The following is a 23,368-nucleotide window of genomic DNA, read 5'->3' on the forward strand; positions in this document are numbered from 1 at the left end:
TGAGGGGGACCGGTCCCGGGGCGTGTCTTACGTCCCGTGGGCGAACGTCCCGTGGGCGAACTCGTGCACGGGGCCGGCGGACAGGCCGCCGGCAGCGCGTTCTGCACACTCGGTCCGGATCTCCACGAGGGCCGGCCGCCGCGTGGAGACGGCTTCCTTGCGGGCCCACTCGACCGCCGAGCGGAGCTCCGCCGGATCGAGGACGTCCCGGCCCGCGCAGCCGTACGCCTCCACGAGCTTCACGTGGTCCGTACGGCCCTGGTCGTAGCGGGCGTGGTGCTCGTACGGGCCGTGATGCCCGCACCGGCCGTGGTCCTCGTGGCCGGGGTTGAACAGGACCAGCACGAAGGGCACCTCGTGGCGGACCGCGGACGCCAACTCCTCGGCCGGGAACGGGAAACCGTGGCCGTCGACGACCACGACGACCTCCGCATCCCGCTCGCCCCGGGAGTCCAGCGCCTTGCGGACACCGATCGCGGCCGGCACCTCCCAGCCGGGCGGCCCGCTCCGGCGGTGGAGCCGGTGGCGCTGCCCGTACGGGGTGTCCGCAAGGGCGGCGTCACCGGCACCCGCCGAGCCGCTGACGAGATAGCTGCCCGGCGCGGCGTCCGGCCCGGCGTCCGGACGGTCCTGCGCACCGAAGAGCGCGGCGACCTCGGCCAGGACCCAGGAGACCGAAGCCCGGGAGCCGTCGGGGTCCGCGTGGCCGGCCGGGCCCGAGGCGCCCGGCAGCCGTACCGGCTCGGCGCGTACGGACCCGGTCTGCACGGCCCCGACCTGCACCGTCCCGGCCTGCTCCGTCCCGCCCTGCACCGTCTTGGTCGGCGGAGGCCCGGCGTCGCACCCGGGGCGGCGCCCGGCGTCGTGGACGATCTCCACCGCGGCCAGATCGGCCGGAAGATCGATCAGGACCGGGCCGGGGCGGCCCTCCCGCGCGATCCGGAACGCCTCGCGAAAGGCCCCCGGAATGCGCGCCGGATCCTCGAGCCGCTCGGCGCGTTTGGTGACCGGACCGGCCAGCCGGACGAGATCCGGCGGCCGGCCGGGTTCGTGGCGCGGCGGGCCGGCCCGCCGGCCCGGCCCGGCCGTCTCCCGGCCCGTGACGCACACCAGCGGGACCGCATCCTGCTGCGCCGCGTACAGCCCGGTGATCAGACGTGCCGACCCCGGGCCCGCGGTGACCGCGACGACGCCGGTCCTCCCCGCCGTACGGGCCCAGCCGGCAGCCATGAACGCGGCGCCTTCTTCCTGGCGTCCCGACAGCCGCTCGATGCCGCCGGCCTCTTCCATCGCCGCGTACAGCGGGAGAAGGGCGGCTCCGGGGCAGCCGAAGACGATGTCGACGCCCTCCTCCTTCATGATCTGAACGGCCGCCAGTACGGCGGGAATCCGCTGCGCCGCCATGGCCTCAGCTTTCGGTGGTGTGTCCGGAGAGTCGTTCGACGCCGCGCAGGAGGGCGGAGTGGTCGAGGCCGCCGTCGCCTTGTGCGCGCAGGGAGGCGACGAGGTTGGCGACGAGGGTGCCGACGGGGAGGGCGGCGCCGACGGTGCGGGCGGCGTCGGTGACGATGCCCATGTCCTTGTGGTGGAGGTCGATGCGGAAGCCGGGCTGGAAGTCGCGGTTTTTGAAGTTGTCCTTTTTGCGGGTGAGGACGGTGGAGCCGGCGAGCCCGCCGTTGAGGACGTCGAGGGCGGCGGTGAGGTCGACGCCGGACTTTTCGAGGAAGACGACGGCTTCGGCGCAGGCTTGGATGTTGACGGCGACGATGAGCTGGTTGGCGGCCTTGACGGTCTGGCCCGCGCCGTGGGGTCCGCACAGGACGATGGTCTTGCCGAGCGCTTCGAGGATCGGGCGGGCGGCGTCGAAGTCGGCTTGGTCGCCGCCAACCATGATGGACAGGACGGCTTCGACGGCGCCGGCTTCGCCGCCGGAGACGGGGGCGTCCAGGACGCGGATGCCCTTGTCGGCGGCGGCCTTGGCCAGGTCGATGGAGGTCTGGGGGGTGATCGAGGACATGTCGATCAGCAGGGCGCCGCGCCGGGCGTGGGCCAGGATGCCGTCGGGTCCGTAGGCGATGGCCTCGACGTGGGGGGAGGCGGGGACCATGGTGATGATGATGTCGGCGTCGGTGACGGCTTCGGCGGCCGAGGCGGCCGTGGTGCCGCCGGCTGCGGCCAGGCGCTCGAGTTTGCCGGCTTCGAGGGTGTAGCCGGTCACCGTGTAGCCGGCCTTGATCAGGTTCTCGGCCATGGGGGAGCCCATGATGCCGAGACCGATCCACGCGATCTTGGGCAGATTGCTCATGAGGGTGCCTCTTTCGAAAAGCTGTGGGACGTCAGGAGCGGGCAGCACGCAGAGGGGCCGGGAGCCACTCGAAGGCGCTCGCGCTCGGCCCGTCGCCGGGCTTGTACTCCAGGCCGGTCCAGCCGTCGTAACCGGCCTTCTTCAGCCGCCCCAGCAATGCCGTGAAGTCCAGGTCACCGGTGCCGGGGGCGCCGCGGCCGGGGTTGTCGGCGATCTGTACGTGGGCGGTCTTGGCGGTGTAGCGGTCGATGACCTCGTCGAGGTCCTCGCCGTTCATCGACAGGTGGTACAGATCCATCAGGAACCGGGCGTTGTCCAGCCCGGTCGCCGCGTTCACCGCGTCCACGACCTCGATCGCCTTCGGCGCGCTCACGATCGGGCAGTGGGGCGACTCCGGCGCGTTGAGCGCCTCGATCAGCAGCGTCCCGCCGACCTCGGCGACCGCACGGGCGGCGAAGGCCAGGTTCTCCAGCGCGAGCTCGTCCTGCTCCGCCTCCGGCACGCCCTCGATGCGGTTGCCGTAGAGGGCGTTGAAGGCCGTGCAGCCCAGCGAGCGGGCGAACTCCACCGCCACCGGCACATTCGCCCGGAACTTCTCCGACTCCTCGCCCGGCACCGACAGGGCGCCGCGGTCGGGGCCCGGCAGCTGCCCGGCGTAGAAGTTCAGGCCCACCAGCCGCGTCCCGGCATCGTTCAGCGCGGCGCGCAGCTCCGCCAGCTCCGCCTGCTCCGGCACCGGGGAATCCACCCACGGCCACCACAGCTCCACCGCCGTGAAGCCCGCCGCCCGTGCGGCCGCCGGCCGCTCCAGCAACGGAAGCTCGGTGAACAGGATCGACAGATTGACGTTGAAGCGCGTGTCCGTGAAACCCATCGGGGCGGGCGCTCCTTCCGGATAGTGGAACTGTTTTTCTGCTTACTGGAACACTGCCTGGCGGGCTCGAAGGCTGTCAAGAGGGCTCCGGGGCAATTTCTGGTGGCCGGGCCGAACCGCGCGTAGGTTGAGCGGCGTGCGATTGAGAGTGGAGTTCACGACGGAGCCGTTCGACCTGGACGAGGCGCCGGCGCATGCGGTGGTGGCGCGGGACGTCGTCACGGGCGCCCGGCTGGACGCCGTCGACGTCGGTCCGTTCGGCAATACGGCCGAGGGCGACGCCGACCAGGTGCTCGGCGCGGTGGCCGCCCTGCTGCGCGAGTCCCTCCAGGCGGGTGCCACCCGGGTCTCCCTTCAGGTGAACGTGATCCGGGATGCCGGGCAGGGCGAGGGGGGTGCGACGTGACGGAGCCCGCCGACCACCCGTTCGTCCAGGCGGTCAAGCCGCTGATCGACGCGATGGGGGGACAGATGGTCGCGCCGGACCAGGCTCAGGGCGACGACGTCGTGCTGACCTGGGAGGGGCAGGAGCGGGTGGCCGTACGGCTCCCGCATCTGTCGGACTCGCTCGACCACATCCTGGCCGAGCTCCAGCGCCGGCACGGCATGCCGCTGGCGGAGCTGGACCGCAAGACCAAGCAGTCGGTGGTGCGGATCCTGGAGTCCCGTGGCGCCTTCTCGGTACGGCACGGCGTGGAGACGGTCGCGGGGGCCCTCGGCGTCAGCCGCTTCACCGTGTACAACTACCTGAACAGGGAAAACGCCGCGAAGGACGCCGGCTGAGGCGGGCCCCCGCCGGGGTGCGGCCCGGACCCCCGAGCCGCCGTCCCGCAGCCCCGGACGGCGGCTTTTGTGTCGCCGAGTTTTCAACAAAGTGTTGACGTGTTGTTGCCAGGGGTCTTAGCTGTTTCCAGCCAAGCAGAGCTGTCCAGCACCAGGCCACGGAGGCTTCCCGTGTCTTCGAGTTCACCACGCTCGACGGGGGACACCCCCGAGCCCGCGCCGGGGCTCACCCGGTTCAACACCGCCGACGACACCACGGCACGGGCCGCGCTGCACGAGGTGTGTGCCAGCCGGGCCTGGGCGAGCAAGGTCCTCGCGCAGCGCCCCTACGCCACCACCGACGCCCTGTTCGCCGCGAGCGACGCCGCCATGGCCGAGCTGACCGCGGAGGACCTGGCCGAGGCGATGGCCGGGCACCCGCCGATCGGCCGGCCGAAGCCGGGCGATCCCACCTCGCACCGCGAACAGAGCGGTATGTCCGGCGCCTCCGAAGCGCTCAAGGCGGAGATGCTCGAACTCAACCTCGCTTACCAGGAGAAGTTCGGGCACGTCTTCCTGATCTGCGCCTCCGGCCGTACCGGAGAGCAGATGCGTGACGCGGTCCGTCACCGGATCGACAACACGCCGGAACAGGAACGAGAGAGCGTTCGTGGCGAACTGGGCAAGATCAACCGCATCCGCCTGACCCGTATCGCGCACGCAGAAGGAGACGCAGCATGAGCAGCGAGACGGCTGCACGGACGTCGGTGTCCACGCACATCCTGGACACCAGCGTGGGCCGCCCCGCGGAGGGCGTCGCCCTCACGCTCTCGGTGCGCTCCGGCAGCGACGGCGCCTGGGCCGCCCACGGCGCCTCCACGACCGACGCGGACGGACGCTGCAAGGACCTTCCGGCGCTGCCCGAAGGCACCACCCATGTGCGCCTCGACTTCGCCGTCGAGGCGTACTTCGTATCGCACCAGCACCGCGTAGACCACAAGGCAACTCAGCAAGCCGAGGAACAGCAGGACGCCCCCCGCGTAAGGGACAGCGGAGCTTTCTTCCCGGAGGTGGCAATCACCTTTGCCGTCATGCCGGGCGAGCACTATCACGTACCGCTGCTGCTCAACCCGTTCGGCTACTCCGTATACCGAGGGAGCTAGCACCGACATGACTGCCCATTCCCGCCCGGCCCGCCCGGTGATTCTCGGCCAGAACCAGTACGGCAAAGCGGAGAACCGTGTCGTCAAGATCACCCGCGACGGCGACACGCACCACATCAAGGACCTGAACGTCTCGGTCGCGCTCTCCGGCGACCTGGAAGAGGTCCACCTCTCCGGCTCCAACGCCCACTGCCTGCCGACGGACACCACGAAGAACACCGTGTACGCCTTCGCCAAGGAGCACGGGATCGAGTCGGCCGAGCAGTTCGGCATCCATCTGGCCCGGCACTTCGTCACCAGCCAGGAGCCGATCCACCGGGCCCGCATCCGGATCGAGGAGTACTCCTGGGAGCGGATCGCCACCTCCGACGCCAACTCCCGCTTCATCGGCGCCGACGAGGTCCAGCACTCCTTCGTCCGCAAGGGCCAGGAGACCCGGCTGACCGAGATCACCTACGACGGTGAGCAGTGGCAGGTCGTCTCCGGTCTGAAGGACCTCGTGGTGATGAACTCCACCAACTCGGAGTTCTGGGGCTACATCAAGGACAAGTACACGACCTTGAAGGAGGCCTACGACCGCATCCTGGCCACCGAGGTGTCCAGCCGCTGGCGGTTCAACTGGACCGACGACGAGCAGCGGATGCCGAACTGGGAGCGTTCGTACGAGCAGGTCAAGAAGCACATGCTCCAGGCGTTCGCGGAGACCTACAGCCTCTCGCTCCAGCAGACCCTGTACCAAATGGGGTCGCGCGTGATCAACAACCGCTCCGAGATCGACGAGATCCGCTTCTCCCTCCCGAACAAGCACCACTTCCTCGTCGATCTTGAGCCGTTCGGGCTCAAGAACGACAACGAGGTCTACTACGCGGCCGACCGCCCGTACGGCCTGATCGAAGCCACTGTTCTGCGCGACGGTGTCGAGCCCAGGATCCCGGTGGATCTGACGAACCTCTGAGTGGCTCCGACGTCACGCCGTGCCTCGCGTTCCCCTCCCCGTCCCGCGGCGGGGAGGGGAACGTGAAACCCGAGGGGAACGACCCATGGCACAGCAATCGCAAGCCCCGCACCACCCCGCGCCACCGGTCCATCCGGTGGACGAGAAGCCGGCTGCCAAGCGGCTCGTACCGGCCGCACTCCAGCACATCGCCGCCATGTACGCCGGTGTCGTCACCCCTCCGCTCATCATCGGCCAGGCGGTCGGCCTGGACCCCGCGGGCCGGACCCGGCTGATCGCCGCCGGTCTGCTCATCGCCGGGCTCGCCACGCTCCTCCAGACGCTCGGCATCCGTGAACTCGCCGGCAACCGCCTCCCGTTCGTCAACGCGGCCAGCTCCGCCGGCATCACCCCCATGCTCGCCATCGCCGAGACCACGGCCAAAGGGCATCAACTCCCCGCGATCTACGGGGCGGTGATGGTCGCCGGGGTCTTCTGCCTCGCGGTCGGCCCGTTCTTCGGCAGGCTGCTCCGCTTCTTCCCGCCACTGGTGACCGGTGTCGTCATCACCCTCATCGGGGTCACCCTGATGCCCGTCCCGGTCGGCTGGGCGCAGGGCGGCGACGAACACGCCGCCGACTTCGGCGCCATGAAATACCTGGCGCTGGCCGCCTTCACCCTCGTGGTGATCCTGCTCGTCCAGCGCTTCACCCGGGGCTTCCTCAAGCAGACCGCGCTGCTGATCGGCCTGGTCGTCGGCACCCTCGCCGCGATCCCCTTCGGGATGGCGAGCTTCGACGGGCTGCGCACGGCCCCGATCGCCGCACTGCCCACCCCGTTTGCCTTCGGCGCCCCCGAGTTCCAGCCCGCCGCGATCCTCTCGCTGTGCCTCGTGATGCTGGTGCTGATGACGGAGTCGTCGGCCGGGATGCTGGCGCTCGGCGAGATCTGCGACCGCCCGACCACCGGCGCCACCCTCACCAGGGGCCTGCGCACCGACGGCCTCGCCACCCTGCTCAACCTGTTCTTCCACCATCTCGGCACCCGGAGCACCCCACGGGCAGCGGTACTGTCAGCCGCCTCGCCCGGCTCCGGCACTCAAATCCCCCAGGGCCATGCCGTGCCCAAAGCCCCGAACCGAAAGTAGGAAGCCTCATGGCTGCATCGGCATCCCCTGACAGCGCGGTGAAGCAGCGCATCGTCATCGAGAACTGCGCCATCGCGACAGTCGACGCCCACGACACCGAATACGCCACCGGTCATGTGGTGGTCGCCGGCAACATCATCGAGTCGGTGGGCGCCGGCCGGGCCCCCGAGGGCCTGGAGAACGTCGTCCGCCGGGTGGACGGCACCGGACACCTCGTCACCCCCGGACTGGTCAACACCCACCACCACTTCTACCAGTGGATCACCCGTGGGCTGGCCACCGACCACAACCTGTTCAACTGGCTGGTCGCGCTCTACCCGACCTGGGCCCGTATCGACGCCCCGATGCTCGCCGCGGCCACCCAGGGCTCGCTCGGCATGATGGTCAAGGGCGGCGTCACCACCGCCTCCGACCACCACTACGTCTTCCCCCGGGGCTCCGGCGACCTCGTCGGCGCGGAGCTCGCGGCCGCCGCCGAGATCGGGGCCCGGATCACCCTGGCCCGCGGTTCCATGGACCGCAGCGAGAAGGACGGCGGGCTGCCCCCGGACTTCGCCGTCGAGACCACCGAGGGCGCCCTGCTGGCGACCGAAGAGGCCATCGACGCCCACCACGACGCCTCCTTCGGCTCGATGGTGCACATCGCCGCCGCGCCCTGCTCGCCGTTCTCCGTGTCGACCGAACTCATGCGGCAGGGAGCCGAGTTGGCCCGCCGTAAGGGTGTACGCCTGCACACCCACGGCTCGGAGACCGTGGAGGAGGAGAAGTTCTGCCACGAGCTGTTCGGCATGGGCCCGACCGACTACTTCGAGTCGACCGGCTGGCTCGGTGACGATGTGTGGATGGCGCACTGCGTCCACATGAACGACTCCGACATCGCCGCCTTCGCCCGCACCGGCACCGGCGTCGCGCACTGCCCCTCGTCCAACGCCCGCCTCGCGGCCGGTATCGCCCGTGTCCCCGACATGCTCGCGGCCGGCGTCCCGGTCGGCCTCGGCGTCGACGGCACCGCCTCCAACGAGTCCGGCGAACTCCACACCGAGCTGCGCAACGCGCTGCTCATCAACCGCCTCGGCGCCCACAAGGAGGCCGCGCTCAACGCCCGTAAGACGCTGCGGCTCGGCACCTACGGCGGCGCGCAGGTCCTCGGCCGGACGTCCGAGATCGGCTCGCTGGAGGCCGGCAAGCTCGCCGACCTGGTGCTGTGGAAGCTGGACGGCCTCGGCCACTCCTCCATCGCCGACCCGGTCACCGCGCTGGTCTTCGGCGCGGCGGCGCCGGTCACCCTCTCCCTCGTCGGCGGCAGGCCGGTCGTCGAGGACAACCACCTCAGCAACGTCGACGAGGACGCCATCGCCCGCACCGCGCGGGCCGAGGCACAGCGTCTGGCCCGTATCGCCGCCGAGGGCTGACCCCACGGCGCGGTCACAGGCCGACGCACACCCCTGAACTCGGCCGGGAGGGACGGCTCCCGGCCGGGCTTGTGGATCCGAGCGGGATCCACAAGCGCCGGACCCGGGGGTGCGGGATCTTCTCGTACCCCCGGGCCGGTCGGCTCCCACCCCTGGGCCGGCCGGCCCACCGCCGTCCGCGCGCCACGAGCGCGGAGTGTCGCCACATCGCTCACCAGGCAACTTCTTGCACCAACGCACCACATGGCAAGCCCTCCGTGACAGCCTCGCCTCGCCCGCCCCGGCGACGCAGAAATCGACAGGAGGCCCGCAGTGGCCGCAATTACCGGGCAGAAGCCGGAGGGGGACCGGAAGCATCCGGTCGACCGGACCCTCCCGCCCTTCAAGATGTTCACCAGCGGCCTCCAGCATGTGGCCGCGATGTACGCGGGCGTGGTGGCCCCTCCGATGATCGTGGGGCCGGCCTGCGGGCTGAGCGCCACCGAGACCGCTTTCCTGATGGGCGCCAGCCTCTTCACGGCGGGCATCGCGACTCTCCTCCAGACCCTCGGGTTCTGGAAGGTCGGCGCCAAGCTGCCCTTCGTCAACGGCGTCTCGTTCGCCGGTGTCACCCCGATGGTCGCCATCGGCAAGGCACAGAGCCCCGACAACGCGCTGCCGATCATCTTCGGCGCGGTGATCGTCGCCGGTGTGCTGGGCTTCCTTCTCGCCCCTTACTTCTCCAAGCTCGTACGGTTCTTCCCGCCGGTGGTCACCGGCACCGTCATCACCCTGATCGGCGTCTCGCTGCTGCCGGTGGCCTTCAACTGGTCCCAGGGCGGCAACGACCGGGCCCCGGACTACGGTTCGCTGACGAACATCGGGATGGCGGCGCTGACCTTCGTGATCGTGCTGGTGCTGCGCCGGGTGCTGCGCGGCTTCCTCCAGCAGATCGCGATCCTGCTCGGTCTGATCGCCGGCACCCTGATCGCGATACCCGTCGGCATCAGCCACTTCTCCGCGATCACCGAGGCCTCCCTGGTCGGCTTCCCGACGCCCTTCCACTTCGGCGCCCCGCAGTTCGACATCGCCGCGATCGTCTCCATGTGCATCGTGATGCTGGTCTGTATGACCGAGTCGACGGCCGACATGCTCGCCCTGGGCCGGATCGTCGACCGCCCGGCGGACGAGCGCACCATCGAGGGCGGACTGCGCGCCGACACCCTCGGCACGGCCCTCAGCCCGCTGTTCAACGGCTTCGCCAACAGTGCCTTCGCGCAGAACATCGGCCTGGTCGCGATGACCAAGGTGCGCAGCCGCTACGTCGTGGCGACCAGCGGTCTGATCCTGATCGTGCTGGGACTGTGCCCGGTGGCCGCCTCGGTCATCTCGCTGGTCCCGCTGCCGGTCCTCGGCGGCGCCGGCATCGTGCTCTTCGGCTCGGTGGCCGCCAGCGGCATCCAGACGCTGGCCTCCGCCGCGATGGAGAAGGGCGACAACGCCCTGATCGTCGCGGCGGCCGTCGGCATCGGTCTGATCCCGATCGCCGCGCCGGACTTCTACCACCACCTCCCCAAGGACCTGCTGGTCGTCCTGGACTCCGGTATCAGCACCGGCTGTCTGGTCGCCATCGTCCTCAACCTCGCCTTCAACCACTTCGGCCGGAAGACGGCGGACGGGGAAGCGGCGGGGGACACGACCGCCGCGGGCCCGGTCGATCCGGGGATACCGCAACAGCCCGCCCCCGGCAGCGCGGACGACGCCGGCGAGCCCGCGGCGGCGCCCGCCCACTGACGTCGGCGCAGGCAACGGCCCGTAGGGAGCGGCAACTGCGGCTCTCCTACGGGCCGTCGGGCTGTGTGCGGGCGGCTACGGGCGGCTGCGGCCGTGTGCGGCCGGGCGGGCGGGGTCAGCCGATGTGGTAGCTGTCCCCGTACACCTTCCAGTCCAGCGGAGTGTGCAGATCGAGGTTGCCGTTCTTCAGGAACACCCGCTGCGCGGTGTCGATCCGGCTGGTGTCGCTGTGGGCCTCCTCCTGCTTCATCGCCCAGACCCGGGCGTCGAGGAAGGCGTTCAGGTAGGTCTTCTCGTCGCCGCCCTGGGCCGGCGGCTTGGCCTTGGCCAGGGCGCGCTTGCGGATGCCGGAGAAGCTGGTGCTGTCGTCGCCGTCCCCGTGCATCACGAGCGCGTCGTAGTAGGCGAACTGGCCGAGCACCCCGATCCCGTCGGCCTTGCCCCGCTCGACCGCGGGGTCGAAGTAGACCCGGTCCCGTTCGTCGTTCTGGGCCTTCTGGAACGCCGGGTCCTGGGCGGCCTTCTTCCAGTCCTTGGTGTAGTCCGGGTCCAGGCCGTCGTGCGAGTCGCTGCCGTCCACCGCGCGCAGGGCGGGGAGGTACGTGGCCAGGACATTGCCGGGCTTGCGATGGGTGTACAGCTCGACGAGTTCGAGCATGTCGTGCGTGCCGGAGCAGAAGCCGATGATGCCGCCGGTGTAGCCGCGGCCGTCACCGATGTCCTCGATGTACTTGTACTGGGCCTTCCAGTCCAGCGAGGAGTTCTCCGCGCTGGAGACCAGCTGCATGGCGATCTCCTTCTTCGCCGGGTCGTCGAGACCGGTCGCGGCGCGTGCCGGGTGCGGAGCGTGCTGAGCCGCGGCAGGACGGGACGGGGCGGCCGGGCCCGCCGTGGTGGCGACGGCGGTGGCCGGCACGGCGAGCAGGGCGAGGCCCAGGGCGACGCGGGTGGTGGTCCGGGGCAGGGCTTTGCCCATCGATCGGGTGCGCATGGAGTCCTCCAGTCGGAGAGAGCCGTGGGGGGTTCCTCAATCGTTAGGAAGCTTTCCTACCAGACTGGCGAGAGGCCGTATACCCCGTCAGGCCGCCCCGGCCGGGGCCTTCCTGTGGGGCCGTCGGAGGGCGGGGGCGCAGGGGCGGGACCCTGCGCCCCCGCCGACCTGCAAGGCTCAGTCCAGCAACCCGCTCAGCAGCTCGTGGATGCCCGGCCCCGGGTCGAAGTCCTCTACGGGGAAAGCGAGTTGGTGGAAGGCGACGCCGTCCATGTAGTCGAAGAGGATCTCGCAGTGCCGCCGCGGCGTCGGTGAGCCGAAGCGCTGAAGCCACTCCGCTCCCCAGCCGACGACGGTCTCGCGGCCGCGGGTGAGTGCCGGGCGCAGCTCGGGCCGGGCCGAGGACTCCAGGTAGAGCGCGAAGCGGGCGGCGGTCCTGGCCCGCTCGGGGCCGGTCGCGTACCGGAGGAACTGGGTCACCGCATCGGCGAGTTCACCGGCATCGGCCGGGGCGGCCGCCGCGGCGAAGGTCTCCCAGTCGCGGCGCTCCAGGGCCTGAAGGTGGTCGACGATGCCGTCGATCAGGGCCGCCCGGTTGCGGAAGTAGTTGGAGGTGGTGCCCGACGGGACTCCTGCCGCGGTGTCCACGGCCTGGTAGGTCAGCCGCCGCGCTCCCTCGCTGCCCAGCACCTGGATCCCCGCGTCCAGCACCTGCTCCCGCCGTCGTGTCACCCTGTGCGCCCTTCGTGCCGACCCGGTTCTTACTATGTTTGTAGTGCCGATCCACTATAAACATAGTAGCGTGCGGCCATGACCCGGAAACCACGCACGGCGGCCGTCGTGGGCGGCGGCATCGGCGGGCTCGCCACCGCCCTCTCCCTGCGCAACAACGGCTGGTCGGTCGATGTCTTCGAACGCGCCCGCCGGCTCCCCGCGGCCGGTACCGCACTCGGCCTGTGGCCGGCCGCCCTCGGCGCCCTGGATGCCCTCGGCGTCGGCGCACAGGCGCGCTCCCTGAGCCGCCCGCAGGCCGCGGGCGCCTTCCTGCGGCCCGACGGCGGCCGGATCGCCACCCTCGACGTCGCGGGGATGGAGCGGCGTACGGGCGACGTGACCCGGCTCGTCTCCCGCCCCGACCTGCTCGCCCTCCTGTACGGCGCGGCAGGGGAGGGGGCGGTCACCTTCGACGCGCGCATCGAGGACATCCGCACGCTGGACGGCTCGTACGACGTGGTGGTCGCGGCCGACGGGCTCAACAGCGCGGCCCGCACGGCGCTGTTCGGCCCGCGCCACCGGGCCCGGTACGTCGGCGCCTCCTCCTGGCGCGGCACCGTCGACGGGAAGACCGGGAGCAGCACCGAGACCTGGGGCGAGGGCCGCCGCTTCGGCATCACGCCCCTCCCGGACGGCCGCACCAACTGGTTCGCCTGCGCCGTCACCCCCGAGGGGCAGCGCCATCCGGGCCATGAAGCCGCCACGCTGCGCGGGTGGTTCGGCCACTGGCACGCCGGAGTGCGCGAGGTCCTCGACCGGCTGACGGAGTCCGAGGTGCTGCGCCTGGACCTCTACTACCTCGATCCGCCACTGCCCGCCTACGTCGCGGGCCGTACGGTCCTCATCGGCGACGCGGCGCACGCCATGACTCCCGATCTCGGCCGCGGAGCCTGCGAAGCGCTCATCGACGCGGTGGAGTTGACGCGGGCGCTGACGGCCGCGCCGGATGTGCCGACCGCGCTGCGTGCGTACGACCGGGTGCGGCGCCCGGCGACCCAGCGGCTGGTGCGTGCCGCGCGGCTGATGAACCGTATGGCGCACGCCCGGCGGCTGACCGGGCTGCGGAACGCCGCGATGCGGACCGCACTGGCGCTGGGCGGCCCGCTGGGCTGAGCGCCGTAACACATGCCACCTTCAGGCGCATAACGCCCGATATGCTGCATCGGCCCTGAAAGTGAGTCAATGTGTGCGCACCGACGGCGCCACGGAGAGGGGTTTCGCGGTGAACCAGGAAGCCGACAACCCGCACGCCCACCGCGCACGGACGGCTGCCGCCGCCCTGGAGACCACCGTCGACGCGCTGATGGACGGGGTGTGCGCCGATCTCAAGCGGCTCGCCGCCGTCCCCTCGATCGCCTTCCCCGGCTTCTCGCCCGAGCCGGTCCTCCAGGCCCGCGATCTGCTCGTCGCCCTGCTCAGGGACGTCGGCGTGGCCGACATCGGGGAGCTCAACCTCCCCGACACCGCCCCCGTCATCACCGCCAGCCTCCCGCCGCCCACCCCCGACGCACCCACCGTCCTCCTCTACGGCCACTACGACGTCCAGCCGCCCGGCGACGAGCGGCTCTGGGACTCCCCGCCCTTCGAACCCACCGACATCGAGGGCGGCATCCGTGCCCGCGGTATCGCCGACGACAAGGCCAACCTCATGGTCCACATCGGCGCCCTGCGGGCCTACGGAGGCCGCCCGCCGGTCGGCATCAAAATCGTCTTCGAGGGCCAGGAGGAGTACGGCAGCGCCTTCGACGACTACCCGCCCACCGACCCCGACCTGTTCGCCTGCGACGCGATGATCATCGCCGACACCGGCAACATCCGCCCCGGCACCCCCACCCTCACCACCGCCCTGCGCGGCTCCGCCGAGGTCTTCGTCGAGGTGCGCACCCTCGACGCCGCCGTACACAGCGGGGAGTACGGCGGCGCCGCCCCCGACGCACTGCTCGTCCTCCTCAAGGCCCTGTCGACCCTGCACGACCTGCACGGTGATGTCGCCGTCGAGGGACTGCGCCGCGAACCGTGGCGCGGCACCGCCCTCACCGACGACGAGTTCCGCGAGCTGGCCGGCATCCCGCACGGCACCCCGCTGCTCGGCACCGGCGGCCTCGGCGAACGGCTGTGGAGCGGCCCCGCCCTCACCGTCATCGGCCTGGACGCCCCGCCCGTCGACCGCACCGCCTCCGCCGTCGTCCCCTTCGCCCGCGCCAAGCTCAACCTCCGCGTCCACCCCCGGCAGGACCCCCGGGAGGCGCAGGCCGCCCTCGTCCGCCATCTGCAACGGCTGCGGCCCTTCGGCATCCCGCTCACCGTCACCCCCGGCGACGCGGGCCCCGGCTACGAAGCCGCCACCGACGGGCCCGCCTACCGCGCCGCCCGCACCGCACTGCGCCGCGCCTGGGGCACCGACCCCGTCCACTGCGCAACCGGCGGCTCCATCCCCCTGGTCAACGGCCTGGCGAAGGCCGTACCGGACGCGGAGATCCTGCTCTTCGGCGCCGAGGACAACCTCTGCGGTCTGCACGGCCCCAACGAACGTGTGCTGCTGTCCGAACTCCGCGGCGCCCTGCTCGCCGAGACCACCTTCCTCACCGAATACGCCACCACCTACCGCACCGACGACACCCCGTGACGGCTCCACGGCTGCCGGTCCCGCTCCGCGGCGGACAGGCTTGACCTTGCCCCTGAGCCAGGGTTGGAGCCTCGTCGCATGACGAACGACAGCACTTCCTCGGCTCGGCTCGCGCCGCCGGTCGGAGGGTGCCAGGAGATCGAGGGCCGTCGCGTTTTCGTGCACCGGTCGGGCAGCGGCGGACCGGCCGTGGTGTTCCTGCCGGGCGCAAGCGCGGTGGACCGCGATGCCTCCGGCCACCGCCGCTACAGCGCGCAAGCGGCGGTGGATCTCATCCGGATCAGGACCCTGGCCGATGGCGGGGTGCCACTGGCCCGTATCGACGCGCTGCTGCATGCACAGCCGGCCGAATTCGCCGCGGCCGTCACCGGCATCGACGCCGCATTGCAGCGCAAGATCGACGAGCTCATCGAATACACCGCAGGATCACCGAACTCGCCGGCGGCGAAAGGCTGGTCCTGCCCCCCGGCGTGGTCGCCATCAACGGCGAAGGGCCGGTACGTACCGCAGTGCGGCGGTACGTACCGGCCCTTCGGGCGCATGGGGCTGGAGTAGGCGTCAGCCCAGCAGCTCGTACGCGGGCAGGGTCAGGAACTCCGCGTAGTTCTCGTCCAGTGCGACCCGGAGCAGCAGGTCGTGGGCCTGCTGCCACTTGCCGGAGGTGAAGGCGTCCTCGCCGACCTCGGCGCGGATGGCGGCCAGTTGCTCTGAGGCGACCGTGCGCACCAGCTCCGCGGTGGCCTTCTCGCCGTTTTCGAAGACGACACCGGCGTCGACCCACTGCCAGATCTGGGAGCGGGAGATCTCGGCGGTGGCGGCGTCCTCCATGAGGCCGAAGATGGCGACGGCGCCCAGGCCGCGCAGCCAGGCCTCGATGTAGCGGGTGCCGACCTGGACCGCGTCGATCAGGCCCTGGTAGGTGGGCTTGGCGTCGAGGGTGTCGATGGCGATGAGGTCGGCGGCCGACACCGAGACGTCCTCGCGGAGGCGGTCCTTCTGGTGCGGCTTGTCGCCGAGGACCGCGTCGAAGGAGGCGCGGGCGACCGGGACCAGGTCGGGGTGGGCGACCCAGGAGCCGTCGAAGCCGTCGCCGGCCTCGCGGTCCTTGTCGTTCTTGACCTTGGCGAGGGCCTTCTCGTTGGCGTCGGGATCGCGGCGGTTGGGGATGAAGGCCGCCATGCCGCCGATCGCGTGCGCGCCGCGCTTGTGGCAGGTGCGGACGAGGAGTTCGGTGTAGGCGCGCATGAACGGGGCCGTCATCGTGACCGCGTTGCGGTCCGGGAGGACGAACTTGGCGCCGCCGTCGCGGAAGTTCTTGACGATGGAGAAGAGGTAGTCCCAGCGGCCGGCGTTCAGGCCCGAGGCGTGGTCGCGCAGCTCGTAGAGGATCTCCTCCATCTCGTACGCGGCCGTGATCGTCTCGATGAGGACGGTGGCGCGCACGGTGCCCTGGGGGATGCCGACGTAGTCCTGGGCGAAGACGAAGATCTCGTTCCAGAGGCGGGCCTCCAGGTGCGACTCCGTCTTCGGCAGGTAGAAGTACGGGCCCTTGCCGAGGTCCAGCAGGCGCTGGGCGTTGTGGAAGAAGTAGAGGCCGAAGTCGACCAGCGCACCGGGGACCGGCCGGCCCTCGAACTGGAGGTGGCGCTCGTCCAGGTGCCAGCCGCGCGGGCGCATCACGACGGTGGCGAGCTCCTCGGCGTCCTTGAGGGCGTACGACTTGCCGGACGCGGCGTCGGTGAAGTCGATGCGGCGCTCATAGGCGTCGATCAGGTTGAGCTGACCGGAGACGACGTTCTCCCAGGTCGGGGCGGAGGCGTCCTCGAAGTCGGCGAGCCAGACCTTGGCGCCGGAGTTGAGCGCGTTGATGGTCATCTTGCGGTCGGTGGGACCGGTGATCTCCACCCGGCGGTCGTTGAGCGCGGCGGGCGCCTCGGCCACCTTCCAGCTGTCGTCGGCGCGGATCTGCGCGGTCTCCGGGAGGAAGTCCAGCGTGCTGGTCCGGGCGATCTCGGCGCGACGCTCGGCGCGGCGGGCGAGCAGCTCGTCACGGCGCGGGGTGAACCGGCGGTGAAGCTCGGCGACGAAGGTGAGGGCGGCGTCGGTGAGGACCTCGTCCTGCCGTTCGGGGGTATGAGCGGGGTCGACTTCGGCGATGGCCAGCGGGGACGGCGCTGGTGCGGACATGAGCTGTCACTCCATTCAGCGGCGGTGCCTTGCGGCCTCCGGGACACCGGGGCGGCACGGGGTGCCGCGGGCTCCGGGATACGGTCGCGGGCGCCGTCTGGGTTCAGGGCGCTTCTGACCAGTGGAGACTAGTTTCCTTATCGCGGAACTTCAATGGTTTGTTGATGTCGAGATTCTCAGGGTCGACAGAAGCCGTGACCGAATGGCTCTCGGTGCCATGCCGGTCACTCTCCATTACTCCCGGCCGGTATGTACTCCCGTACCGCGACCGGCAGTTGCGAGGGGTGCGCGATCTCCTGGGGTGCGGGGGTCACTCCAGGCGGCGGAGATCGTCCGGCGTGTCGATGTCGTACGGCTCGGCGATGTCGGAGCACTCGACAAGGGCGAGGTCGTCCGCATGCCGGCGGAGGTAGGCGCGCGCGCCGCGGTCGCCCTCCGCGGTGGCGGCGATGTCCGCCCATCGGCCGGCGCCGAAGAGGACCGGGTGGCCACGGCGGCCGTCGTACGCAGCGGAGACGAGCGAGGTGCTGCCCTCGTACGCCGCCACCACCCGCGCCACCGCCGCGGCGCCGATGCCCGGCTGGTCCACCAGCGAGACCACGACCGCATCCGCCCCCGAATCCGCCAGCGCGGCGAGGCCCACCCGGAGCGAGGAGCCCATACCCTGGGCCCAGTCCGGGTTTTCCGAGATGCCGTACGCCGAGAGGTCGGCCCGCTCCCGTACGGAATCGGCGGCCGCCCCCAGCACGATGTGCACGGGGTGGCAGCCGCCGTCCCGCAGTGCCCGTGCGGCGTGCTCGACCAGTGGCCGTCCCCGGTGGTCGAGCAGTGCCTTGGGCCGTCCCCCCAGGCGCCGTCCGCCGCCCGCGGCGAGCAGCAGGCCGGCCACCCTCCCCTCGGGCCGCCCGGTGTTCCGCGCCCCCCTGGGGGTGTCGGACCGGGTGCCTGGTGGCTGTTCTTCCGGTTCTTCCGGTTCCCCCGGCTGTCGGGGTGTCGTCGGTGCCATGGGGACTGCTTACCTCATGGCGCCTCGCCTCGTGGCCGGTTGGGGTGCGGCCCGGCGGTCAGGCGGCGTCCCCCGAGGCGCGCGGACGGGGGATCCCCGGCCGGTACCGGTCGCGCAGGTGATGCATGCGTTCCTCCGCGCGCCGGCGCTCGGCGACGTAGCGGTGTATGTGCTCCATCGTGATCTCCGACGCATCGGAAAGGCCGTACGCGCGGCAGATGAGTTGCACGACGCTGACGCGACGGCGGTTCGAGCCGGTCTCGGGGCCGGAGTTGGACTCCATGGCGTTCTCCGATCCAGTGATATGCCGGATATTTCCTTGAAGGGGAGAATGCTCCATCGTGCCGCGCCATACGCTTCGGATCGTGTGTGCCCACACCATCGGGTGGCATGGCGAACGCATGTGCTGATGCAGTATCAGGCCAATTTCGGGAAGTGCGCGGCACGGTCGCTTCCAGGTTGTCGCGGTGGCCAAAACCCGTCGCGAAACCGGCTCTTCGGACATGCGTGACGTTCGCCCACCTGCGATGTCACGGTGCGGCGCATGGCCGGATATGGTTCTGCACCGTTGCGGGCCAAGCGCCTGCCGTGCGGAAACAGCGGGCTTCTTTTCTGAGTCGGGGGACATAGTGGTGAACAGTGTGGGCGGGTCCGGGATCTTCCAGCCGCTGGAAGGTGACGATCCACGGGTGATCGCGGGCTACCGCCTCACGGCGAAGCTCGGCTCCGGCGGCATGGGCAAGGTCTACCTCTCCTACACACCCGGCGGGCGCCCCGTCGCCATCAAGGTGATCCGCCCCGAGTTCAGTGAGGACGCGGAGTTCCGCCGCCGCTTCAAGCAGGAGGTGCAGTCCGCGCAGCGCGTCCAGGGCCTGTACACCGCGCCGGTCATCGACAGCGACGCCGAAGGCGCGAGCCCCTGGCTCGCCACCGCGTATGTTCCCGGCCCCTCGCTCGCCGCGGCGGTCGCCGAGCACGGGCGGCTCCCGGCCCCCGCCGTGCTGCTGCTGGTGGCAGGGATCGCCGAGGCGCTCCAGGTCATCCATGGCGCGGGCATCGTGCACCGCGACCTGAAGCCGTCCAATGTGCTGCTGGCCGCCGACGGCCCGCGCGTCATCGACTTCGGTATCGCACGCGCCGCCGACGCCACCTCGCTGACCAGCAGCGGCGTCACCGTAGGCACCCCCACCTTCATGGCGCCCGAGCAGGCCGCGGGCAGCACCATCAGCTCCGCCACCGATGTCTTCGCGCTCGGCCAGGTCGCGGCGTACGCGGCCATCGGCACCCCGGCGTTCGGCGAGGGCACCTCGCACGGGGTGCTCTACCGCATCGTCCACGAGGAGCCGGATCTGAGCGGCCTCCCCGAGGAGCTGCGGGAGTTGGTGACCAGGTGTCTGGCGAAGGACGCCGGGGAGCGGCCGTCCGTCGCCGAAGTGATCGAGCTGTGCGGCGCGGCCTCCGGCCAGACCCAGCTGCGCCGCCCGGAGGAGTGGCTGCCCACCGCCGTCGCGGCCGATATCACCACGCGTGCGGCCGCGCCCGCGCCCGCGCAGACTCCGCCGCCCCCGCTGGAGGCGCCCACCGCGGGTGCTCCGGCCCAGCCGCCGACCCGGCCCGCCCAGCCGCCGGTTCAGCCCGCGCAGCCGCCCACCCGGCCCGCGGCACCGGCCGCGCCGGTGCCGACCACGCTGGACCACCCGCAGACCCCGCCGCCGGGGTTCGGCCCGGCGGCCCATGAGCCGACCGCTGCCGGTCCGTCCGCGGCCGGTCCGTCCGCTGCCGGTCCGACCGTCGCTGGTCCGTCCGTCGCCGGTCCGTCCGCCGCGCCGTCTGCGCCGATGGGCGCCGGTGCGGGCGGCACCGGGCCGACGGCCATCGGGCCGACCGCCATGGGTACGGCCCCCCAGCCGCCGAAGAAGAAGCGCAAGGGGCTGATCGCGGCCCTCGTGCTGGTCGGTCTGCTGGCCTTCGCGGGTGCCGGCGGCGGCCTCGTCTATGCCGTGATGAAGGACGACGGCCAGTCGAAGCAGGACCAGGCCACCGACGACAACAAGGCGAAGAACAGCGGCGCTTCGCCGACGCCCGCGGGGGATCCGACGGCGACCCCCGGTGGCGACGGTACGAAGTCCCCTGCCGCCCCGGTGCAGGACCCGACACCGGTCGACTACAAGGGCATCAACCTGCCCGACGAGTACCACCTGTCGCTGTCCGACGAGCCGGTCAACCCGACCAACTCCGACAACGACACGGACATCGATTTCTCGTACCAGGACAGCACCTACTCGGACGACGAGGTCGAGACCGAGACCGGCAAGCTGGTGCTGCTCAACCCCGGTCAGGACGGCTCGCTCGCCACCTGCCGCAGCGAGACCCGGTTCACCGACTCCATCATGACCAAGCGGCTCACCAAGGGCGCCCAGATGTGCCTGACCACCGACTACGGCCATGTCGCCCTGATCACCTTCAAGGGCTACGCACCGAAGTCGGACCCCAGCAGCTACATGACCGTCGACGTGCGGGTGTGGCGCAACGCGGTGGAGCCGAAGCAGGATTCTTGATCTGCCTCACGGGCGTCCTCACGGGCGTCCTTACGGGCGTCCTCACCGGCGTCCTCGTCCTTCCTGCCTTTCTCCCTGGCCCTCTCCCCGGCCTCCTCCCATCCACCTCCCCACCGCCTCCCCCGCCCCGTTAGGGGTGGGCACCCGCGTCACTACACCCGCCCACCCCCCGAAGGGGGGTGGGCGGCGGGGAAAAGAAAAAAGGGGCGAGGCGTCAGGAGGCAGCCAGCAGCCACCAACGGGCAGTGGGCAGCGGGCAAAACCAATGGGCCGTCAAGCTTTGGCCACGGCCACCGGATCCGCTCGTTGATCCGGTATTTTCGCTCTCCGTGTGGCGCGATCAGCGCAGAGTGGCGTTAACTGTCCCGCATTGCCGAACCGGGCAACGGCCTTGGAGGACGCCGTCGTTGTGGAGCAGCTACAGAGAGACAGACGAGTGACCGGGGTCGAGGGTGACCCACGTGTCCAGGACCTGCGCGGGGCAGTGGCCCGCTTGCGCCGTCAGCTGGCCGTACTTCCAGGGGAATTACCGGACCGGGCCGCCGCCGATGACGAGCTGGCCGCACTGGACGCGATGGTGAGTCATGGGCTGCCGGAAGTGCCCCGGCTGCGCCGTTCGCTCCTGCTGATCGCCGGGGCGGTCGGGTCGGTGAGTGCGCTGTCCCCTGCGCTGGCGGAGGTCCGTGCGGGCATCGACCGCTTCGGTGAGCTCCCGCGCGCACGGTGACCGCGAGCGCGGAGCCGGGAGCGACTCCCGGTACGCCGGCGCCGGAAGCGGGCCGGGTGGGCCGGTGAAGGGACCAGGACCCGCGTGAAGGGACCAGGACCCGCCCTGCTGGTGCGCTGAATCCGCCCGCGAACCAACGGCGAGCCCGCCGAGAGGACCGCGCGGGGAAGCGGCGTCGTACGCCGCCTCCCGGCCCGCGAGAGGCCCGCTGAGGGCCCGTCGCGCCTTACGCCGGCGTCTGGTTCGCCAGCGCCACCGACAGCTGCGCCGCGACGTCCTGGAGCACCGGCACGATCTTGTCCGTCGAGGCCTCGGTCACGCGGCCGGTCGGGCCGGAAATGGAGATTGCCGCCGAGGTGGGGGAGTTGGGCACCGGCACCGCGAGGCAGCGGACGCCGATCTCCTGCTCGTTGTCGTCGACCGCATAGCCCAGGCGGCGGACGTCGGCGAGCGCTTCGAGGAAGCGGTCCGGGTCGGTGATCGTCTTCTCGGTCGCGGCGGGCATGCCCGTACGGCCGAGCAGCGCGCGGACCTCCTCCGGGGCGTGATGGGCCAGCAGGGCCTTGCCGACGCCCGTGGAGTGCGGGAGCACCCGCCGGCCGACCTCGGTGAACATCCGTACCGCGTGCCGCGACGGCACCTGGGCGACATAGACGATCTCGTCGCCGTCGAGCAGCGCCATGTTGGCGGTCTCGCCGGTCTCCTCGACCAGGCGGGCCAGGAACGGCCGCGCCCACGTACCGAGCAGCCGCGAGGAGCTCTCGCCGAGCCGGATCAGCCGGGGCCCGAGTGCGTAGCGGCGGTTGGGCTGCTGCCGGACGTAGCCGCAGGCGACGAGCGTGCGCATCAGGCGGTGGATGGTGGGCAGCGGCAGTCCGCTGCTGCCGGAGAGCTCGCTCAGGCCGACCTCGCCACCGGCGTCGGCCATCCGCTCCAGCAGGTCGAAGGCGCGCTCGAGGGACTGGACGCCGCCGCTGGCGCCTGCGGGCTTGGCTTCGGCGGCGGAGGTGCTGGCGCTGGACGGCGGCACGTCGCGTTCCTTTCGGGGCGGGGATCGGTCTCGGCTGGGCTAGCGGGCGCCGGGCCCGACCGGAGAAGCCTACCGGTCCCCTTACGTTGACACACGGCCTCTCGCACACTCGTTCGCGCCGGTCAGGCCCTCTTTGTCCCACGGTGTGGGCCGTTCGGCAAGCCGCTAGCCCCGATCCCTTGACGGTGCCAGTGGCCATAGCTACGTTCTGCTGCGCGAAACCTACTGTCCATTCTGTGGAATCCTCCAAATCGCTGGAGAGTCATGCGCATTCTCGTCATGAACCCGAACACCACGGCTTCCATGACCGCCTCGATCCGCGCCACCGCCACCGCGGCCGCCGCCCCGGGCACCGAGATCATCGCCACCGAACCCCTGTGGGGCCCGGAGTCGATCGAGGGTCACTTCGAGGGCTATCTCAGCGCCGCGGCGGTCCTGGACCGGCTCGCCACCCTAGAGATGAACTTCGATGCGCTGGTCATGGCCGGTTTCGGGGAGCCGGGCCGGGAGGGTGCCCAGGAGCTGCTGGACGTGCCCGTCCTGGACATCACCGAGAGTGCCGCCCAGATGGCGATGATGCTCGGCCACGCCTACGGCATCGTCACGACCCTCGACCGGGCCGTCCCGCAGATCCAGGACCGGCTGCTGACCGCCGGGCTGCTCCAGCGCTGCGCCGCGGTCCGCGGCACCGGGCTCGGTGTGCTGGAGCTGGAGCAGGACGGGGAGCGGACCGTCGAGGTGATCATCGAGACCGCCCGCGAGGCCGTCCGGGCCGGTGCCGAGGTGATCTGCCTGGGCTGCGGCGGGATGGCCGGGCTCCAGGAGAAGGTCGGCGCGGCGCTCGGGGTGCCCGTGGTGGACGGCGTCGCCGCGGCGGTGAAGTTCGCGGAGGCGGTCGTCGGCCTCGGGCTGACCACCAGCACGGGGCGGAGCTTCGCGCCGCCCCGCCCCAAGGTCATCGGCTCCTGGCCGCTGAGCACGCATCTGCGCCCGTCCGCGGTACGCGCTCAGGCCTCCCCATGTCACACCGAATTTTCCGCACAGACATCAGGCATCTGACAACTGGCCCCTAAGCTCCACCCAACCTGCCTGGGAGGAC

The 23,368-nt window shown here is 71.1% G+C and carries 22 protein-coding genes and 1 pseudogene; 14 read left to right on the top strand and 9 right to left on the bottom strand.

The window, feature by feature from the left end; genetic code table 11:
* Positions 1–27: 27 nt before the first annotated feature.
* From K7C20_RS29305 to K7C20_RS29315, 3 genes are read right to left on the bottom strand one after another with little or no spacing between them, the layout of a single operon-like run.
* Positions 28–1,404, bottom strand: a complete 1,377-nt coding sequence (locus K7C20_RS29305; protein WP_245171632.1) for a thiamine pyrophosphate-binding protein — start codon at positions 1,402–1,404, stop codon at positions 28–30.
* A gap of 4 nt (positions 1,405–1,408) precedes the next feature.
* The gene (locus K7C20_RS29310) at positions 1,409–2,305 is read right to left on the bottom strand and encodes a 2-hydroxy-3-oxopropionate reductase (RefSeq protein WP_222892679.1); all 897 of its coding nucleotides are present in this window, start codon (positions 2,303–2,305) and stop codon (positions 1,409–1,411) included.
* Positions 2,306–2,336: 31 nt separating this feature from the next.
* Entirely contained in the window at positions 2,337–3,179 is an 843-nt protein-coding gene (locus K7C20_RS29315) for a TIM barrel protein (RefSeq protein ID WP_053208755.1), read from the bottom strand.
* Positions 3,180–3,315: 136 nt separating this feature from the next.
* Between K7C20_RS29315 and K7C20_RS29320 the strand changes: the two genes are divergently transcribed.
* The 8 genes and pseudogenes from K7C20_RS29320 (at position 3,316) to K7C20_RS29355 (ending at position 10,370) form a co-directional block, all read left to right on the top strand.
* Positions 3,316–3,585 (top strand): hypothetical protein, encoded by a 270-nt coding sequence (locus K7C20_RS29320; RefSeq protein WP_078952966.1) that lies wholly within the window; start codon positions 3,316–3,318, stop codon positions 3,583–3,585.
* Positions 3,582–3,962 (top strand): helix-turn-helix domain-containing protein, encoded by a 381-nt coding sequence (locus K7C20_RS29325; protein ID WP_030085598.1) that lies wholly within the window; start codon positions 3,582–3,584, stop codon positions 3,960–3,962. The genes K7C20_RS29320 and K7C20_RS29325 overlap by 4 nt, the downstream gene beginning before the upstream one ends.
* Positions 3,963–4,133: 171 nt before the next feature.
* The gene (gene uraD, locus K7C20_RS29330; RefSeq protein ID WP_030085599.1) at positions 4,134–4,682 is read left to right on the top strand and encodes a 2-oxo-4-hydroxy-4-carboxy-5-ureidoimidazoline decarboxylase; all 549 of its coding nucleotides are present in this window, start codon (positions 4,134–4,136) and stop codon (positions 4,680–4,682) included.
* A complete protein-coding gene (gene uraH, locus K7C20_RS29335; protein ID WP_030085600.1) occupies positions 4,679–5,104 on the top strand; it encodes a hydroxyisourate hydrolase in 426 nt (141 codons plus the stop codon). Before uraD ends, uraH begins: the two co-directional genes overlap by 4 nt.
* Before the next feature lie 7 nt (positions 5,105–5,111).
* Positions 5,112–6,059 carry a factor-independent urate hydroxylase gene (gene pucL / locus K7C20_RS29340; protein WP_030085602.1) on the top strand — a complete coding sequence of 316 codons (948 nt, stop codon included), beginning with the start codon at positions 5,112–5,114 and terminating at the stop codon, positions 6,057–6,059.
* Between the two features lie 85 nt (positions 6,060–6,144).
* Positions 6,145–7,068 (top strand): annotated as a pseudogene (locus tag K7C20_RS29345) (solute carrier family 23 protein); the annotation flags it as partial.
* A gap of 125 nt (positions 7,069–7,193) precedes the next feature.
* On the top strand, positions 7,194–8,597 hold the full coding sequence (locus K7C20_RS29350; protein WP_030085604.1) for an 8-oxoguanine deaminase: 1,404 nt from the start codon (positions 7,194–7,196) through the stop codon (positions 8,595–8,597).
* 312 nt (positions 8,598–8,909) lie between these two features.
* The gene (locus tag K7C20_RS29355) at positions 8,910–10,370 is read left to right on the top strand and encodes a nucleobase:cation symporter-2 family protein (RefSeq protein ID WP_053208757.1); all 1,461 of its coding nucleotides are present in this window, start codon (positions 8,910–8,912) and stop codon (positions 10,368–10,370) included.
* Positions 10,371–10,485: 115 nt separating this feature from the next.
* On the opposite strand, the gene K7C20_RS29360 is transcribed toward K7C20_RS29355, so the two are convergent.
* Both K7C20_RS29360 and K7C20_RS29365 read right to left on the bottom strand, forming a co-directional pair.
* A complete protein-coding gene (locus K7C20_RS29360) occupies positions 10,486–11,361 on the bottom strand; it encodes a chitosanase (RefSeq protein WP_048829951.1) in 876 nt (291 codons plus the stop codon).
* A 177-nt stretch (positions 11,362–11,538) separates the two neighbouring features.
* Positions 11,539–12,093 (bottom strand): TetR/AcrR family transcriptional regulator, encoded by a 555-nt coding sequence (locus K7C20_RS29365; RefSeq protein WP_030085608.1) that lies wholly within the window; start codon positions 12,091–12,093, stop codon positions 11,539–11,541.
* Positions 12,094–12,171: 78 nt separating this feature from the next.
* Between K7C20_RS29365 and K7C20_RS29370 the strand changes: the two genes are divergently transcribed.
* From K7C20_RS29370 to K7C20_RS29380, 3 genes are all read left to right on the top strand, one after another.
* On the top strand, positions 12,172–13,248 hold the full coding sequence (locus K7C20_RS29370; RefSeq protein WP_053208758.1) for an FAD-dependent monooxygenase: 1,077 nt from the start codon (positions 12,172–12,174) through the stop codon (positions 13,246–13,248).
* A gap of 109 nt (positions 13,249–13,357) precedes the next feature.
* Positions 13,358–14,761, top strand: a complete 1,404-nt coding sequence (locus tag K7C20_RS29375; protein ID WP_030085611.1) for a M20/M25/M40 family metallo-hydrolase — start codon at positions 13,358–13,360, stop codon at positions 14,759–14,761.
* A 78-nt stretch (positions 14,762–14,839) separates the two neighbouring features.
* The gene (locus K7C20_RS29380) at positions 14,840–15,316 is read left to right on the top strand and encodes a MerR family transcriptional regulator (RefSeq protein ID WP_222892680.1); all 477 of its coding nucleotides are present in this window, start codon (positions 14,840–14,842) and stop codon (positions 15,314–15,316) included.
* A 3-nt stretch (positions 15,317–15,319) separates the two neighbouring features.
* Here the strand turns inward: K7C20_RS29380 and aceB are convergent, their stop codons facing one another.
* The 3 genes from aceB to K7C20_RS29395 all read right to left on the bottom strand — a co-directional run bounded on the left by aceB (position 15,320) and on the right by K7C20_RS29395 (position 18,237).
* Positions 15,320–16,948: a malate synthase A gene (aceB, locus tag K7C20_RS29385; RefSeq protein ID WP_030088687.1), complete on the bottom strand. Its 1,629-nt coding sequence runs from the start codon at positions 16,946–16,948 to the stop codon at positions 15,320–15,322.
* 310 nt (positions 16,949–17,258) lie between these two features.
* Complete coding sequence (locus tag K7C20_RS29390) at positions 17,259–17,837, bottom strand: nucleotidyltransferase family protein (RefSeq protein ID WP_053208759.1); 579 nt, start codon at positions 17,835–17,837, stop codon at positions 17,259–17,261.
* A gap of 175 nt (positions 17,838–18,012) precedes the next feature.
* On the bottom strand, positions 18,013–18,237 hold the full coding sequence (locus K7C20_RS29395; RefSeq protein WP_030088691.1) for a hypothetical protein: 225 nt from the start codon (positions 18,235–18,237) through the stop codon (positions 18,013–18,015).
* A 346-nt stretch (positions 18,238–18,583) separates the two neighbouring features.
* Between K7C20_RS29395 and K7C20_RS29400 the strand changes: the two genes are divergently transcribed.
* On the top strand, positions 18,584–20,512 hold the full coding sequence (locus tag K7C20_RS29400) for a serine/threonine-protein kinase (protein ID WP_030088693.1): 1,929 nt from the start codon (positions 18,584–18,586) through the stop codon (positions 20,510–20,512).
* Between the two features lie 436 nt (positions 20,513–20,948).
* On the top strand, positions 20,949–21,239 hold the full coding sequence (locus tag K7C20_RS29405; RefSeq protein WP_030087963.1) for a DUF5955 family protein: 291 nt from the start codon (positions 20,949–20,951) through the stop codon (positions 21,237–21,239).
* Positions 21,240–21,465: 226 nt separating this feature from the next.
* Here K7C20_RS29405 and K7C20_RS29410 read toward each other — a convergent pair whose 3' ends face one another.
* Positions 21,466–22,269 (bottom strand): IclR family transcriptional regulator, encoded by an 804-nt coding sequence (locus tag K7C20_RS29410; protein ID WP_030984220.1) that lies wholly within the window; start codon positions 22,267–22,269, stop codon positions 21,466–21,468.
* 264 nt (positions 22,270–22,533) lie between these two features.
* Between K7C20_RS29410 and K7C20_RS29415 the strand changes: the two genes are divergently transcribed.
* Positions 22,534–23,328: an aspartate/glutamate racemase family protein gene (locus K7C20_RS29415; RefSeq protein WP_030087956.1), complete on the top strand. Its 795-nt coding sequence runs from the start codon at positions 22,534–22,536 to the stop codon at positions 23,326–23,328.
* Positions 23,329–23,368: the final 40 nt, after the last annotated feature.

Origin of the sequence: Streptomyces decoyicus (assembly GCF_019880305.1) — a bacterium.
GTDB lineage: Bacteria > Actinomycetota > Actinomycetes > Streptomycetales > Streptomycetaceae > Streptomyces > Streptomyces decoyicus.